10 protein-coding genes are annotated in these 15,127 nt (G+C 72.8%); 4 read left to right on the top strand and 6 right to left on the bottom strand.

The genetic code is table 11. The features are described from left to right. Positions 1 to 942, bottom strand: a complete 942-nt coding sequence (locus OG937_16860) for an ABC transporter substrate-binding protein (protein WUD73242.1) — start codon at positions 940 to 942, stop codon at positions 1 to 3. A 496-nt stretch (positions 943 to 1,438) separates the two neighbouring features. On the opposite strand from OG937_16860, the gene OG937_16855 reads away from it, so the two are divergent. From OG937_16855 to OG937_16845, 3 genes are all read left to right on the top strand, one after another. Further along, a complete protein-coding gene (locus OG937_16855; GenBank protein WUD73241.1) occupies positions 1,439 to 2,686 on the top strand; it encodes an NADP-dependent malic enzyme in 1,248 nt (415 codons plus the stop codon). Positions 2,687 to 2,818: 132 nt separating this feature from the next. After that, positions 2,819 to 3,781, top strand: a complete 963-nt coding sequence (locus tag OG937_16850) for a zinc-binding dehydrogenase (protein ID WUD73240.1) — start codon at positions 2,819 to 2,821, stop codon at positions 3,779 to 3,781. A 405-nt stretch (positions 3,782 to 4,186) separates the two neighbouring features. Next, entirely contained in the window at positions 4,187 to 7,093 is a 2,907-nt protein-coding gene (locus OG937_16845) for an AAA family ATPase (protein ID WUD73239.1), read from the top strand. A gap of 15 nt (positions 7,094 to 7,108) precedes the next feature. Here the strand turns inward: OG937_16845 and OG937_16840 are convergent, their stop codons facing one another. The 3 genes from OG937_16840 to OG937_16830 all read right to left on the bottom strand — a co-directional run bounded on the left by OG937_16840 (position 7,109) and on the right by OG937_16830 (position 10,122). Beyond that, the gene (locus tag OG937_16840; GenBank protein WUD73238.1) at positions 7,109 to 7,795 is read right to left on the bottom strand and encodes a hypothetical protein; all 687 of its coding nucleotides are present in this window, start codon (positions 7,793 to 7,795) and stop codon (positions 7,109 to 7,111) included. 550 nt (positions 7,796 to 8,345) lie between these two features. Then, complete coding sequence (locus OG937_16835; protein WUD73237.1) at positions 8,346 to 9,251, bottom strand: helix-turn-helix transcriptional regulator; 906 nt, start codon at positions 9,249 to 9,251, stop codon at positions 8,346 to 8,348. A gap of 1 nt (position 9,252) precedes the next feature. Then, a complete protein-coding gene (locus tag OG937_16830; GenBank protein WUD73236.1) occupies positions 9,253 to 10,122 on the bottom strand; it encodes a DUF4097 domain-containing protein in 870 nt (289 codons plus the stop codon). Positions 10,123 to 10,380: 258 nt separating this feature from the next. On the opposite strand from OG937_16830, the gene OG937_16825 reads away from it, so the two are divergent. After that, positions 10,381 to 10,944 carry a DUF4232 domain-containing protein gene (locus OG937_16825; protein ID WUD73235.1) on the top strand — a complete coding sequence of 188 codons (564 nt, stop codon included), beginning with the start codon at positions 10,381 to 10,383 and terminating at the stop codon, positions 10,942 to 10,944. 24 nt (positions 10,945 to 10,968) lie between these two features. Here the strand turns inward: OG937_16825 and OG937_16820 are convergent, their stop codons facing one another. Beyond that, entirely contained in the window at positions 10,969 to 11,148 is a 180-nt protein-coding gene (locus OG937_16820) for a DUF6104 family protein (protein ID WUD73234.1), read from the bottom strand. Between the two features lie 160 nt (positions 11,149 to 11,308). Next, positions 11,309 to 15,115, bottom strand: coding sequence for a multifunctional oxoglutarate decarboxylase/oxoglutarate dehydrogenase thiamine pyrophosphate-binding subunit/dihydrolipoyllysine-residue succinyltransferase subunit (locus OG937_16815; GenBank protein ID WUD73233.1), 3,807 nt, complete (start codon positions 15,113 to 15,115; stop codon positions 11,309 to 11,311). Positions 15,116 to 15,127 lie beyond the last annotated feature (12 nt).

Genomic DNA, 15,127 nt, shown 5'->3' with positions numbered 1-15,127 from the left:
TCAGGAGCCGCCGTTGATCTTGGCCTCGGTGACGGCGCCGTCGGTGACGCCCCACTTCTCCAGGACCTTGGTGTAGGAGCCGTCCTTGATGACGGCGGTCAGCGCGGCCTGCAGCGCGTCGCGCAGCTCGGTGTTGCTCTTGGAGACCGCGATGCCGTACGGGCCGGCCTCGACCTGCTCGCCGGCGAGCTCGAAGTCGTTGCCGCCGCCGGAGGTCTTCACGGCGTACGCGGCGACCGGGAAGTCGGAGACGTCGGCGACGACGCCGCCGGCCTTCAGGCGGGTCTGCGCCTCGGTGTCGGTGTCGAAGGGCTCGATCGACATCGGCTTGTCGCACTTCTGGGCCTTGAGCAGGTCCTGGGAGGTGGTGCCGCGCTGCACGGCGACCTTCTTGCCGCACAGGTCCGCGAGGGACGTGATGCCCTCCGGGTTGCCCTTCTTCACGATGACCGAGGAGCCCGCGGTGAAGTAGTCCACGAAGTCGACGCCCTCGCCGACCTTCTTGCCCGTGGAGGAGTCGACACCCTCCTGGCGGTCCTTGGTGTCGCTCATCGCCGACATCACCATGTCGTAGCGCTTGGCGCGCAGACCGGTCAGCAGGGTGTCGAAGGTGCCGTTGTTGAACTCGACCTTCACGCCGAGCTGCTTGGCCATGGCGTCGGCCAGGTCCGGGTCGATGCCGACGTTCTTGCCGTCCTTGACGAACTCCACCGGCGGGTACGCGATGTCCGAGCCGACCTTGAGCACGCCCGCCGACTGCACCGACTTCGGCAGCTTGTCGAAGAGCGGCGCCTTGGACGCGTCGCTCGACGCGGACGAGGAGCCGCCCTTGTCCGTCTGGTCGCCGCAACCGGTGAGGACGAGGGCACCGGCGACCGCGATCGCTCCGACCGCGGCGAAGCGGCTCGTCACGGTCGAGCGACGGGTGGTACGTGCGGTCATTGGTGGTTCCTCCTGCGGGAATCCTGGGAGCAGCCGATCTCCGGGTACACACGTTCGGATGTCGCGTTCACGTGTGATCTCCGCATCTTGCCATCCGGACACGTCCTCATGGGGGCCCGGATGTGTCAAAATCGCATAACGGGCGATCCCCTGACCCCCACCAGGCCGGTACACCAAGGCCGGACCGCGGTGGGGCCGTGCTGCGAAGTTGCGTGCATCACTTTCCTTGTCCCGCTATTCGGACGACTTGTTGCGTTGTGCGCAGAAGTTCCCGATGTGCGACACCGTGGTGCGGCGCACAGACTCGTCAGCGGAAACCGCCTTCCGGTACAACAGACCCTTACCCCTCACCGGGGGCCCCTCGGCGTGCGTGCGGCGCGCCTGGCCTCCGTCGCGCCCGGGACCACTCGAGTCCGGGTGTACGGAAGCCGATCCCACCTATCCCCTGTTGTAGGGGGTAGTACCCTCATAGACAATTCGGACAAAGGGGTCAACAGTGGCAGCGGAGATTGTCAATCCTCGCACCGACGGCACGGACAGCACCGACAGGACCGAACACGCGGAGAGCACCGACGGCGACGGCCCGGAAAGCCCCGTGGACCCGGTCTTCGCCCTCCACCGCGGCGGCAAGATGGAGGTGACCGCCACCGTCCCGGTGCGGAACGCCGACGACCTGTCGCTCGCCTACACACCGGGCGTCGCCCGCGTGTGCACCGCCATCGCCGAGCAGCCCGAGCTGGTCCACGACTACACGTGGAAGTCCCAGGTCGTGGCCGTGGTCACGGACGGTACGGCGGTGCTGGGCCTCGGCGACATCGGCCCGGAGGCGTCCCTGCCGGTGATGGAGGGCAAGGCGATCCTCTTCAAGCAGTTCGGCGGCGTGGACGCGGTCCCGATCGCGCTCGCCACCACCGACGTGGACGAGATCGTCGACACCGTCGTGCGCCTCGCACCCTCCTTCGGCGGGGTGAACCTGGAGGACATCTCCGCCCCCCGCTGCTTCGAGATCGAGCGCAAGCTGCAGGAGCGCCTGGACATCCCGGTCTTCCACGACGACCAGCACGGCACGGCCGTCGTCACGCTCGCCGCGCTCCGCAACGCCACCCGGCTGACCGGCCGCGCGCTGGGCGAGCTGCGCGCGGTGATCTCCGGGGCCGGTGCCGCGGGCGTCGCCATCGCCAAGATCCTCGTCGAGGCCGGCATCGGGGACGTCGCCGTCACCGACCGCAAGGGCGTGGTGCACGCGGGCCGCGAGGACCTGAACTCCGCCAAGCGCGAACTCGCCACGTACACCAACCGGGCCGGGCTCACCGGGACCCTGGAGGAGGCGCTCGCGGGCGCGGACGTCTTCATCGGCGTCTCCGGCGGCACCGTGGCGGAGGAGGCCGTCGCCACCATGGCGAAGGGCTGCTTCATCTTCGCGATGGCCAACCCCACGCCGGAGATCCACCCCGAGGTGGCGCACAAGTACGCGGCCGTCGTCGCCACCGGGCGCAGCGACTTCCCGAACCAGATCAACAACGTGCTCGCCTTCCCCGGCATCTTCGCGGGCGCGCTGCAGGTGCGGGCCTCCCGGATCACCGAGGGCATGAAGATCGCCGCCGCCGAGGCGCTGGCCGCCGTCGTGGACGGCGAACTGTCCGCCGACTGCGTGATCCCCTCGCCGTTCGACGAGCGCGTGGCCCCCGCGGTCTCCGCCGCCGTGGCCGCGGCCGCCCGCGCCGAGGGCGTCGCCCGGCGCTGAGCGCGCCGTACGCCCGCAGACCACGTCGCCGTGCGGCGCGGTGCCCGCCGGTCGGGGGCACCGCGCCGCGCGGCGCGTGTCACATCCCCGTGCGGTTACGCCGGGGCACCGCGCGGCGCTAGCGTCAAGGTCATGTTCGCTGCCTACGCCGCCCGAATCGACCGTGACCAGCCGCTGAGCGGCCTCGAACTCGGGGAGCGCCCCGAGCCGGAGGCACGGCCCGGCTGGAGCACCGTCACCGTCAAGGCCGCCTCCCTGAACCACCACGACCTGTGGTCGCTGCGCGGGGTGGGGCTCGGCGAGGAGAGCCTGCCGATGATCCTCGGCTGTGACGCCGCCGGGATCGACGAGCACGGCAACGAAGTCGTCGTCTACCCCGTCGTCGGCCTGAGCGGGCACGGGGTGGGCCCCGACGAGCCGCGCAGCATCCTCACCGAGAAGTACCAGGGCACCTTCGCCGAGAAGGTCTCCGTGCCCACCTGGAACCTGCTGCCCAAGCCGAAGGAGCTCTCCTTCGAGGAGGCCGCCTGCCTGCCCACGGCCTGGCTGACCGCGTACCGGATGCTCTTCACCAACGCGGGTGTGCGCCCCGGTGACTCCGTCCTGGTCCAGGGTGCGGGCGGCGGCGTCGCCACCGCCGCCATCGTGCTGGCCAAGGCCGCGGGCCTGCGGGTCTTCGCCACCAGCCGCGACGAGGCCAAGCGGGGGCGCGCCGAGGACCTCGGCGCCGACGCCGCCTTCGAGCCGGGCGCCCGGCTGCCGCAGCGCGTGGACGCGGTCATCGAGACCGTCGGCGCCGCGACCTGGTCCCACTCGGTCAAGTCGCTGCGCCCCGGCGGCACGCTGGTGATCTCCGGCGCGACCTCCGGGCCCAACCCGAAGAGCGCCGAGCTCAACCGGATCTTCTTCCTGGAACTCAAGGTCGTCGGCTCGACCATGGGCACCAAGGACGAGCTGGAGGACCTGCTGAGCTTCTGCGCCGTCACCGGGGTGCGCCCGGTCGTCGACACCGTGCTGCCGCTGGACCGGGCCCGCGAGGGCTTCGAGAAGATGGCGGGCGGGGACCTGTTCGGGAAGGTCGTCCTGACGGTCTGAGGCCCGGCGCGCGGTCCGGGGGCCTCAGCGGGCCCCGGACCCAAGGCCGTTGGGAACGCCGGGAGAGCAGTACGTGCGCCGGCAGGCACACCGGCACGGCGCCGCCCAGGACGTCCCCGATCGTCACCGCACACCAGGGCCGGCAACGCGATCTTCGCCGGCGGATCACCCCGCGTGCGCCCGCGGTGCCATGGGGCGCACGCGGTTCCACGCCCCTCCACCAGGCGGCGGTGACGGTGCGTCGGGCAGGCGCCGCTGGAGACGCACGCGCCCGGCCGCGCCGGGCGGGGCGGCGGCGAGCGGCTCGTCCCCCACCCGGTGCCCACCTCCCCGGTGGCTGCGGCATCACATGGACTGCGGCAATCTGGTCCGCGACGTGGTGGCCGGAGACTTCGGGGTGGGGCGATGGACACGGAGAACGTGGTGGGGACCGGGAGTGCCGGGGGGACCGGTGCGGATGACGCACCCGGCGGAATCCGGCTGTTCGGCCGGGAGAGGGAGCGCGCGGAGCTGGACCGCCGGGTGGCCGGGGTCCCGGAACGGGGCGGGGCGATCCTGCTGACCGGCGAACCGGGGGTCGGCAAGAGCGAGTTGCTGGCCTACGCGGCGCGCGGTCACGGAGGGCGGGTCCTGCGGGCGCGCGGCGTGGAGTCCGAGGCGGTGCTTCCGTACTCCGTACTCGCCGACGTCCTGCTCCCGCTGCGCGCACACTTCGCGGAGCTGCCGCCGCCGCAGCGGCGCGCGCTCGAGGGCTGCCTGGCGCTGTCGGAGCCGGCGGAGCCCACCCTGTACGCGGTGTGCTCGGGTGCCCTCGGCGTCCTGGCCGCGGCCGGGGACGCCGAACCGCTGCTCGTCCTGGTGGACGATCTGCAGTGGGCGGACTCGTCCTCCCGGCACGTGCTGCAGTTCGTGGCCCGCCGGCTGGAGCGGGAGCGCGTGCTGCTGGCCATGGCGACCCGGCACGGCGCCGAACCGGAGACGGGCTGGGCGGGCGTGCCCGGGCTGGCACTGGCCGGCCTGGACGGCGCCGCCTGTGCGGAGCTGCTCCTGGGCATGGGGCTCGATCCGGAGGACGCCGCCGTGGCCCGGCTCGTGGAGCTGAGTCTCGGGAATCCCCTCGTACTGGTCGAGTACGCCGCGTTGCTGCGGGACAGGAGGCACGCTCCGGACCCGTCGGCGGACGAGGGAGAGGACCCCATGGCCGACGCCTGGTCCAGCCCCCGCCCGCTGGTCGAACGCGCCTGGCGGGGACCCCTGCGGGCACTGCCCCCGGCCGCCCGGGAGGCGCTGACCTACCTGGCGGCGAGCCGCTCGGGGGACGGCACCGTCTTCGAGACGGTGCTGGCCTCGGTGGGCCTGTCGACGGCAGCGCTGCAGCCGGCCGAGGCCGCCGGCCTCGTCGTCCTCGAACCGGGATCCGGGTACCGGCTGCGGCATCCGGTGCTGCGGGGGCTGGTGCTGCACGGATGCCCGCCGGCGCGACGGCTGCGGGTGTACCGGGTCCTGGCCGACTGCGCGCCTCCCGAGCTGCGGGCCTGGTATCTCGCGGCGGCGGCCACGGGGCCCGACGAACAGGTGGCCAGGGCACTGGCGGACGCGGCCGAACAGGCGAGGCGGCGTGGTGCACCGGGCAGCGCGGCGGAGACCTGGTACCGGGCCGCCGAGCTGTCTCCGGCGCCGTCCGACCGGGCGGTGCGCCTGCTCAACGCGGCGGTCGACGGTTTCCACAGCGGCGCCGCGCGCAAGACCGTCCACTGGTGCGAGGAGGCGCTGCGGTGGAGTCCGGACCTCCGCCTCACCGCGGACATCGACCTGGTCCGCGGACAGGCGCACGCCTGGCTGGGCGATCCCGGGCGCGCGCACCGCGTCCTGGTGTCGGCCGCCGAGAGCGTCCGCGCCGTCGACCCGCACCGCGCCGGTGTGCTCTACGGCGCGGCCACCTTGCCCACCGCCATGTCCGGGCGGACCGATCTCGCGCTCGATCTCGCCCGGCGCTGCGCCGAGTTCACCGCGGGGACGGCGGGGACGGCGGGGACGGCGGGGACGGCCCCCTCCGGAACCGGCGGTGACGGGCACGGCGCACCGGGACGGCGGCCACGACTGGGCGGCGCCCTGCTCGGTGCCACCATGGCGCTGGCCGGCCAGGTGCGGGAAGGCAGGGAACTGCTGCTGCGCGAGCGGGCGGCCCTTCCCGAGGCCGTCACCCCCGAGCTGCAGCAACTGACGGTGCAGATAGGCGAGGCACTCTCCTGGGCCGACGAGGACGCCGCCGCGGCCTCCCTGCTCGGCGAGGTCGTCGAGCGGATCCGGCGCGGCGCCTCGCTCGGACTGCTCGCCTACGCCCTGGCCGGCCGGTGCGAGGCCGAGAGCTGGCGGAACTGGGCGGCGGCGAGGGCCGACGCCGTCGAGGCCGTCCGCTGGGCACGCGAGCTGGGCCAGGTCACCACGGGCAGCTATGCCGCCATCCTGCTCGCCCGTATCGACGGACGCCGCGGCGACCGCCAGGGCTGCGAGCGGCACATCGCGGCCTATCGGGAGCGGAACGGCTGGCCGGTGACGCACGGCCTGGAAGTCCTGGCCCTCGGGGCCCTCGGCTCGGCCGCACTCACCGCGGGCGATCCGGACGACTGCGTCCGCCATCTGGAGCGGGCCTTCGCGCTCGCCGAGGACTGCGGGCTGGGCAATCCCAACATGCTGACCTTCGTGGCCGACCTGGCGGAGGCGCACGTCCGCGGCGGGAACCGCGACCGGGCGGCCGGACTGGCCGACTGGCTCGACGAGCGGGCCCGGGCCACCGGCCTGGCCTGGCCCGAGGCGGCGACGGCACGCTGCCGCGGTCTGCTGGCGACCGACGCCGACGAGGCGGTACGGCTGTTCGCCGCGGCGGACCGAGCGCACGCGCGCCGGGAGATGCCCTTCGACCAGGCGCGGACGGCTCTGGTGCACGGGGAGGTGATGCGGCGGTTGCGTCGCCCCGCGGAGGCGCGCGTCCCGCTGCTCGCGGCCCACACCACCTTCAGCGCGCTGGGCGCCCGTCCCTGGGCCGCGAGGGCGGAGGCCGAACTGGCGGCGGCCGGACACCGCGTCGCGCCGCAGCGGGCGCAGGTCTCCCTCGCCGACCTGCTGACCGCCCAGGAACTCCAGATAGCCCGCGCCGTTGCCGGCGGGCTCAGCAACCTGGAGACCGCCTCGACCCTGTTCCTGTCCCGCAAGACCGTGGAGGCGCACCTCACGCGGGTGTACCGCAAGCTCGGCATCCGGTCGCGCTCCGACCTCGCCCGTACGCTGGCGACGGCCGGCATGGTGCGGTGAGCAGGCTCCGGGTGGTCAGCGCAGCGGTGTCCACAGCGTCTTGGTGACCGGCGGTCGGCCCTCCCGCAGCGTGACCTCCACCGGCTGCCCGGCTTCCGGGAGCCCCGGGACGGGGCCTTCGCCCTGCACGCGGCACGACAGTTCGACGTCTTCGGGGAAGGCGCCCCTCTCGGCGGACGGCTCCCAGGCGTACGGCACCCCGTGGACGGTGATGCGGAGCACCGGGGACGCGGACCCGTCCGCGGTGAAGGCGGACCTCCACGCGGCCCCGGCCAGGGAACGGGCCGGGTGGGGATTGCGGATGATCAGCGTGACACCGTGCCCCTCGCCGGTTGCCCACGCCGTCAGGCGTATGCCGTCGGGCAGGGGGACATGGGTCCCGGCGGGTGCGTCCGGCCGGGGGAGCGTCGGGGGAGCCGCCGTTCGCACTGCGCGCCTGCCCCGGGGGGATTCCTCCACGTCGGGCCTGCGCATGGCGACTTCGGCGCGGGAGCGGGGCGGCCGGTCGAGGTCGACGACCTCGGGTGCCTCGGCTGCCGCCCCCCTGAGGCTTCCGGCGACCATGCCGACGAGCCGGACGACGGTCCCGCGGAGCGTGCCCGAGCCGGTTTCGGCGGGGACGGTCTCTCGTTCGCCCCTCCTGGTGCTGCCCTGGGTGCCGCCCCGGGTTCCCCGGCGTTCATGGGCGTTCCTGGGGGTCACGGTCACCGCCTCCGTCCGAACGGGCAAGAACTCCGCCCCGCACCGCGCGGGACGGCCGTCGTCATGGGGTCACCGGGCTTCCCGCCGCCTCGGGCACCCCGGTCCACGGCGCCCCGCCCGTGGCGGTCCCGCTCCCCGCCGCGTCCGGCAGGCCGGCCCCGTCGTGGCCTGCGGGATCCGACCCTCCGCGGACTGCGGTAGCCCCTCGGCCTCCGCCTGGGGCGTGGACGGGACCAGCGGCGCTCCGGGCCATGCGAACGCGTCAAGAACGGGCATGTCCCCTCCCGGCCCGCGGCACCGTGGCCACCGGGCAGTCGACCGGCCGGGCCACCGCCGGGCCGCGGGCACGGCTCCCCCGGGCCGGCCTCCGCGTACCCGACGGCGCCCGGCCGGAGCCGGTGCCGTCGCATGGGAGAGCCTGCCAGCGGGCGGGGGCCGCGGCATCGGGGAACTCCCTACGTCCTCAGTTCCGGGCCCCGCTCGTGTCCGGACTTCCGCCCCGCCGACGGGGCCCGGACGTATCGGGGAGGACCCCGTCCGGGCGCTGCGGCTAGTCCCGGCCCTTGTGCTTGCCGCGCAGCACGACGCCGATGTGGGCGGCCGCGGTGGACAGATGGCGGCGGACCTCGCGCAACTGCTCGGCGTCCACGCCGTTGTCGCGGGCGGCGTCGCGGACGTCGTCGCGGAAGCGGTCCAGCAGGCGCTCCAGGTCGCGGGCAGGGTCCTCGGTCACGGCGGCGTCCTCCGCGCCCCACTCGGGCGCCTCGGCGGGCTCGGGCTTCACATACGGCGGCCAGGGGGTGGAGGCGCGGCCGAACTGGCCGAGCTCCCGGGTGAGTTCCGCCAGCCCCTCGCGGACGCCGGTCTGCCAGTCGCCGCGCCGGACGTGGTCCTGGACCTCCTCCTGGACGCGGCGCGCGATGCGCTGCACCTCGTCCCGTGCGGCGTCCTGGGCCTCCCTGGCGGCGCGCTTGGCGGTGCGGGCCTCCTCGCGGGCCTGCCGGATCTCCTCCTTGGAGCGGCGCATCTGCTCCTTCCAGTCCGCCGGGGAGGACTTCTGCTGGGTGTGCGCCGCCTGCTGGGCGGCCGCCCGGATCTCGCGGCGCAGGTCGCCCGCGGCGCCGCGGACGTCCTCGCGGATCTCGGCGGCGAGCGTGGAGACGGAGTCGCGGATCTCGTTCTCCAGGTCGGCGATCTCGTCGCTGCGGGAGGCGAGTTCCGCGCGGCCCGCGTCGGTGATCGAGTACACCTTGCGGCCGCCCTCCGTGGAGTGGGTGACCAGGCCCTCCTTCTCCAGCTTGGCCAGCCGCGGGTAGACGGTGCCGGCGGAGGGGGCGTACAGGCCGTGGAAGCGTTCCTCCAGCAGCCGGATCACCTCGTAGCCGTGACGGGGGGCCTCGTCCAGCAGCTTGAGCAGGTAGAGGCGGAGCCGGCCGTGGGCGAAGACGGGGGCCATCTCAGACGTCCTTCCGGAACGGATCGGCGTCCGCGGGTCCGTGGTCCTCCTGGGGCGGGCGGCGCAGCAGCGCGATCGCGCCCGACACCGTGGTGGCCTTCAGCCGGGAGCCGCCGGACCCCATCCGGCCGGAGATCCGCTTGGCGCCCCACTGCCCGCTGACCCGCAGCTCGTCAAAGGCGCAGGAGACGTCGCCGCTGGTGGTGTTGGCGTCCACCTCGGCGTCCCCGGGCTCCGGGATGCGGATCGCGATCTCCCCGGAGACCGAGGTCAGGCGGACGTCCGCGCCGCTGCGCGGGTCCAGGTCGAGCACCATGTTGCCGCTGACCGAGTCGGCCTTGACGGCGGCGCCGCTGCCCTCGACCACGGTCAGGTCGCCCGAGACGGTGTTGACCCGCAGGTCGCCGGAGACCGCCTGGGCCTCCACGTTCCCCGCGACCGTCTCGGCGGTCACCGGGCCGGCCTGGCCGACCAGCGTGATGTCGCCGTTGACGCCCCGTACGGCGGTGCGGTCCGAGATCCCCGAGATCACGGCGTTCGCCCCGACGACCCCCACCGACACGCTGGTGCGCTGCGGGACCGCGAGCGAGACGACGGCGTGCCGCCGCCAGCCCTTGCGGTCGAGCCACTTGAGCAGGCCCTTCCAGGGCAGGTCCTCGTAGGTGACGGTGAGCGTGCCGCCCTCGTGCGACACGATCAGCGGGGGGCCGTCGAGCTCGCTCACCTCCAGCCGGGCCGGGCCCTCGTCGACGCCGACCACGTTGACGGCACCGTTGACGATCCGGACGTGAAGGGTGTCGACGTTTCCGTCGAAGACCATCTTGTGCGGCTCGGTGACCGTCCACTCCCGTGAGCCGGGGGTTCCGCTCATTTCGCCCCTCCTTGGGGTCACCCGGGCACGCCGGGGCAACGCCGACAACGCAACATATCGCGTCTCTCCGGTAGACACGATATATCGCGTGGATCGGAAGTCAAGGGAGCGCCGTGCGCGCCCTGGTGGCGGTTCGCGGCGGAACGGCGCCCGGGTACGGCTGGTCGCGCGGCGAACGGGTGAGGTCTTCCCCGCGGGACGCGGCGCCGTGCGCGCCGCGAGCGGCCGTACGGGCCCCGGGTGATGTGCTCATCCCTCATGGGCCCTCGAACCGCCACCGCCGCGACCGTCCTGCTCCTGACGGGCCTCGCCCTGGCCGCCTGCGGCACCCGTACCGAGACCGGTGGGCCCGCCGCCGAGGTGAGCCCCGCGAACGCCCGGGTGAGCGCCTGCACGGCCGGCACGACCGCCGTACGCTTCCTGGCCGCCACCGTCCACGCGACCGCCTCGCAGCCCGCGGTCGCCCGGGTCGAGGTCGCCAACACCTCGGGCGCCCCCTGCAGGCTGACCGGGGCCACGACCCTCACCGCGAGGGACGACCAGGGCAAGGCCGCCCCCGTCAAGGCGGACAACTCCGCCGCCGGCACCGAGGCCGTGGAGCTCCGTGGGGGCACCACGGCCGTCGCCGACGTCCGCTACACCGACCTCAACTTCGAGGGGACCCCCTCGGCGCGCGAGGTCTGCCCCGTCCAGGCCTCCCGCGTGCAGGTCGCGCTCCCCGACGACGTGGCCCGTACGGTCGAGGTCACCACGGCCGACGGCACCCCGGCGGTCTTCAGCGTCTGCGGCGACGGGGTCCGGTTCGGCGCCTTCCGCACCTGAGCCCGCCGGTCCCGCCGCTCGCGGCTACTCGTCCTCGTCGTCGTCCAGCCGGGCCAGCCACGTCGCCAGCCGCTCCACCGGGATCTCGAACTCGGGGTTGAGGTCGACGAACTCCCGCAGCCGCTCGGCGAGCCACTCGAAGGTGACCTCCTCCTGGCCGCGCCGGTTCTCCAGCTCCTCGATGCCGCGGTCGGTGAAGTACAAGGGGTGCTCCGGATCAGGGTCGAAGGATGACGTACCAGGCCAGGATAGGTACTCCCGCCGCCCGGGCCGGGGCTCCCCCTCCCGCCGGCCGGCGTACGCGCAGGGGCCCCGCACTCGAGGAGTGCGGGGCCCCTGCGCGTCGTACCGGGGACTACGGGCCTCAGAGCTCGAAGACCTCGTGCACCAGCTGCTCCTGCTCCTGCTGGTGCCGCTTGGCGGAACCGACCGCCGGCGACGAGGAGGACGGACGCGACACACGACGCAGCCGGTCGGCGTTGTCGGGCGCGGCGCCGAGCACCAGGTCGAGGTGGTCGATCAGGTTGAGGGCGATGAACGGCCAGGCACCCTGGTTGGCCGGCTCGTCCTGGGCCCAGACGTACTTCTGGGCCTTGGTGAACGGGGCCAGGGCGGCCTGGATCTCCAGGCCCGGCAGCGGGTAGAGACGCTCGATGCGGATGAGGGCGGTGTCGAAGGCACCACGCTTCTCACGCTCGGCGACGAGGTCGTAGTAGACCTTGCCGGAGCAGAAGACGACCTTGCGGACGTCCTCGGGCTTGACGGTGCCGTCGCCGATGACCGGCTGGAACTGGCCGGAGGTGAACTCCTCCGTCTTCGAGGTCGCCGCCTTCAGGCGCAGCATCGACTTCGGGGTGAAGACGATGAGCGGCTTGTGGTGCGGGTTGTGGACCTGCCACCGCAGGAGGTGGAAGTAGTTCGCCGGGGTGGTCGGGACCGCGACCGTCATGTTGTTCTGCGCGCACAGCTGCAGGAAGCGCTCGATGCGGGCGGAGGAGTGGTCCGGGCCCTGGCCCTCGTAGCCGTGCGGCAGCAGGAGGGTGACGCCGGAGGTCTGGCCCCACTTCTGCTCGGCGGAGGAGATGAACTCGTCGACGACGGTCTGGGCGCCGTTGACGAAGTCGCCGAACTGGGCCTCCCAGGCGACCAGCGCGTCCGGGCGGGCCAGCGAGTAGCCGTACTCGAAGCCCATCGCCGCGTACTCGCTGAGCAGCGAGTCGTAGACGTTGTAGCGCGCCTGGTCCTCGGCGAGGTAGAGCAGCGGGGTGTAGTCCTCGCCGGTCTCCCGGTCGACCAGGACGGCGTGCCGCTGGCCGAAGGTGCCGCGGCGGGAGTCCTGGCCGGCGAGCCGGACCGGGGTGCCCTCCATCAGCAGGGAGCCGATGGCGAGGGTCTCGCCCATGGCCCAGTCGATGGTGTCGTCCTCGACCATGGCCGCGCGGCGCTGCAGCTGCGGCATCAGACGCGGGTGGACGGTGATCCGCTCCGGGATGTTGACCTGGGAGGCCGCGATCCGCTTGACGGTCTCCTGGCTGATCGCGGTGTCCGCCGGGACGGGGAACTCAGGGCCGGTGGCCTGGTTCTCCTCCTCCTGCGGGGCGGCCGGCGCGGTCGCCTCGCGGACCTCGGTGAAGACCTTCTCCAGCTGGCCCTGGTAGTCCTGCAGGACCTGCTCGGCCTCTTCCAGGGTGATGTCGCCGCGACCGATGAGGGACTCGGTGTAGAGCTTGCGCACCGAGCGCTTCTTGTCGATCAGGTCGTACATCAGCGGCTGGGTGAAGGACGGGTTGTCGGCCTCGTTGTGACCGCGGCGGCGGTAGCAGATGAGGTCGATGACGACGTCCTTGTTGAACGCCTGGCGGAACTCGAAGGCGAGCCGCGCGACGCGGACCACGGCCTCCGGGTCGTCGCCGTTCACGTGGAAGATCGGCGCCTCGATCATGCGCGCGACGTCGGTGCTGTACATCGACGAGCGCGAGGACTCCGGGGCGGCGGTGAAGCCGACCTGGTTGTTGATCACCACGTGCACGGTGCCGCCGGTGCGGTAGCCGCGCAGCTGCGACATGTTCAGGGTCTCGGCGACGACGCCCTGGCCGGCGAAGGCCGCGTCGCCGTGGAGGACGACCGGCATGACGGTGAAGTCCGTGCCGCCCTTGCCGATGACGTCCTGCTTGGCACGGGCGATGCCCTCGACGATCGGGTCGACCGCCTCCAGGTGCGAGGGGTTCGCGGCCAGCGAGACGGTGATCTGCTCGCCGTCCAGGCCGGTGAAGGTGCCCTGGGCGCCCAGGTGGTACTTCACGTCGCCGGAGCCGTGCATCGACTTCGGGTCGAGGTTGCCCTCGAACTCGCGGAAGATCTGGGCGTACGACTTGCCGACGATGTTGGCCAGCACGTTCAGCCGGCCGCGGTGGGCCATGCCGATGACGACCTCGTCCAGCCGCGATTCGGCGGCGGCGTCGATGACGGCGTCGAGCAGCGGGATGACGGACTCGCCGCCCTCCAGGGAGAAGCGCTTCTGGCCGACGTACTTCGTCTGCAGGAAGGTCTCGAAGGCCTCCGCCGCGTTGAGGCGGCGCAGGATGCGCAGCTGCTCGTCGCGCTCGGGCTTGGTGTGCGGGCGCTCGACGCGGTCCTGGATCCACTTGCGCTGCAGCGGGTCCTGGATGTGCATGAACTCGATGCCGACGGTGCGGCAGTACGAGTCGCGCAGCACACCGAGGATGTCGCGCAGCTTCATCAGCGACTTGCCGGCGAAGCCGCCGACGGCGAAGTCGCGCTCCAGGTCCCACAGGGTGAGGCCGTGCTCGGTGATGTCGAGGTCGGGGTGCTTGCGCTGCTTGTACTCCAGCGGGTCGGTGTCGGCCATGACGTGGCCGCGGACCCGGTAGGAGTGGATCAGCTCGAAGACGCGGGCGGCCTTGGTGACGTCGTCGTCGTGGCTGGCGTCGATGTCCTTGAGCCAGCGGACCGGCTCGTAGGGGATGCGCAGCGCCTTGAAGATGTCGTCGAAGAAGTTGTTCTCGCCCAGCAGGAGCTGGTTCATGATGCGCAGGAACTCGCCCGACGCCGCACCCTGGATGACCCGGTGGTCGTAGGTGCTGGTCAGGGTCATGACCTTGGAGATGCCCAGCTTGTTCAGGGTGTCCTGCGAGGTGCCCTGGAACTCGGCGGGGTAGTCCATGGAGCCGACGCCGAGGATCACCGACTGGCCGGGCATCAGGCGCGGCACCGAGTGGACGGTGCCGATGCCGCCGGGGTTGGTGAGCGAGACGGTGACGCCGGAGAAGTCGTCCATCGTCAGCTTGCCGATGCGGGCGCGGCGGACGATGTCCTCGTAGGCCTGCCAGAACTCGAAGAAGTTGAGGGTCTCGGCCTTCTTGATGGCCGCGACGACCAGCTGGCGGTCGCCGTTGGGCTTGACCAGGTCGATGGCGAGGCCCAGGTTGACGTGGTCGGGCTTGACCAGCGTCGGCTTGCCGTCCTTCTCCGCGAACGACCAGTTCATCGCGGGCATGATCTTCAGCGCCTGCACCATGGCGTAGCCGATGATGTGCGTGAAGGAGACCTTGCCGCCACGGGCGCGCTTGAGGTGGTTGTTGATGACGATGCGGTTGTCGAACAGCAGCTTCACCGGGACGGCGCGCACGGACGTGGCCGTGGGCAGCTCCAGCGAGGCGTGCATGTTCTTCGCCACGGCCGCGGACGGGCCGCGCAGCGTCACGTACTCGGGTCCCTGGGCCGCCTCGGTGGCCGGGGCGGCCTTGGCCGCCGGCTGCGGCTGCGCCGGAGTGGGCTTCTCGACGGCGGGCTTCACGGGGGCCGGGGCGACCGGAGCCGGAGCGGCCGGCGCGGGGGCCGGGGCCTGGGCGACCGGGGCCGGTGCGGCGGCGGGCGTCACGGGTGCCGGGGCCGGCGCGGCCGGAGCGGCCGGAGGCGCTGCGGGGGCCGCCTGAGGCTGGCCCGAGGCGACTGCGGAACCCGTATCCGCTCCCGGCTTGTAATCGGCGAAGAAGTCCCACCAGGCTCGGTCCACCGAGTTCGGGTCCTGGAGGTACTGCTGGTAGATCTCATCGACAAGCCACTCGTTAGGCCCGAAGCCCGCGGCAGGGCCCTGGCCCTGCCCATCGGTTTCGGTCGGGACGCTCGAGCTACTGGGGTGTGGCGACACGGCGGCAACCGC

This window comes from Streptomyces sp. NBC_00510 (assembly GCA_036013505.1).
Taxonomy (GTDB): domain Bacteria; phylum Actinomycetota; class Actinomycetes; order Streptomycetales; family Streptomycetaceae; genus Actinacidiphila.
This window is presented reverse-complemented; position numbering and strand designations above follow the sequence as displayed.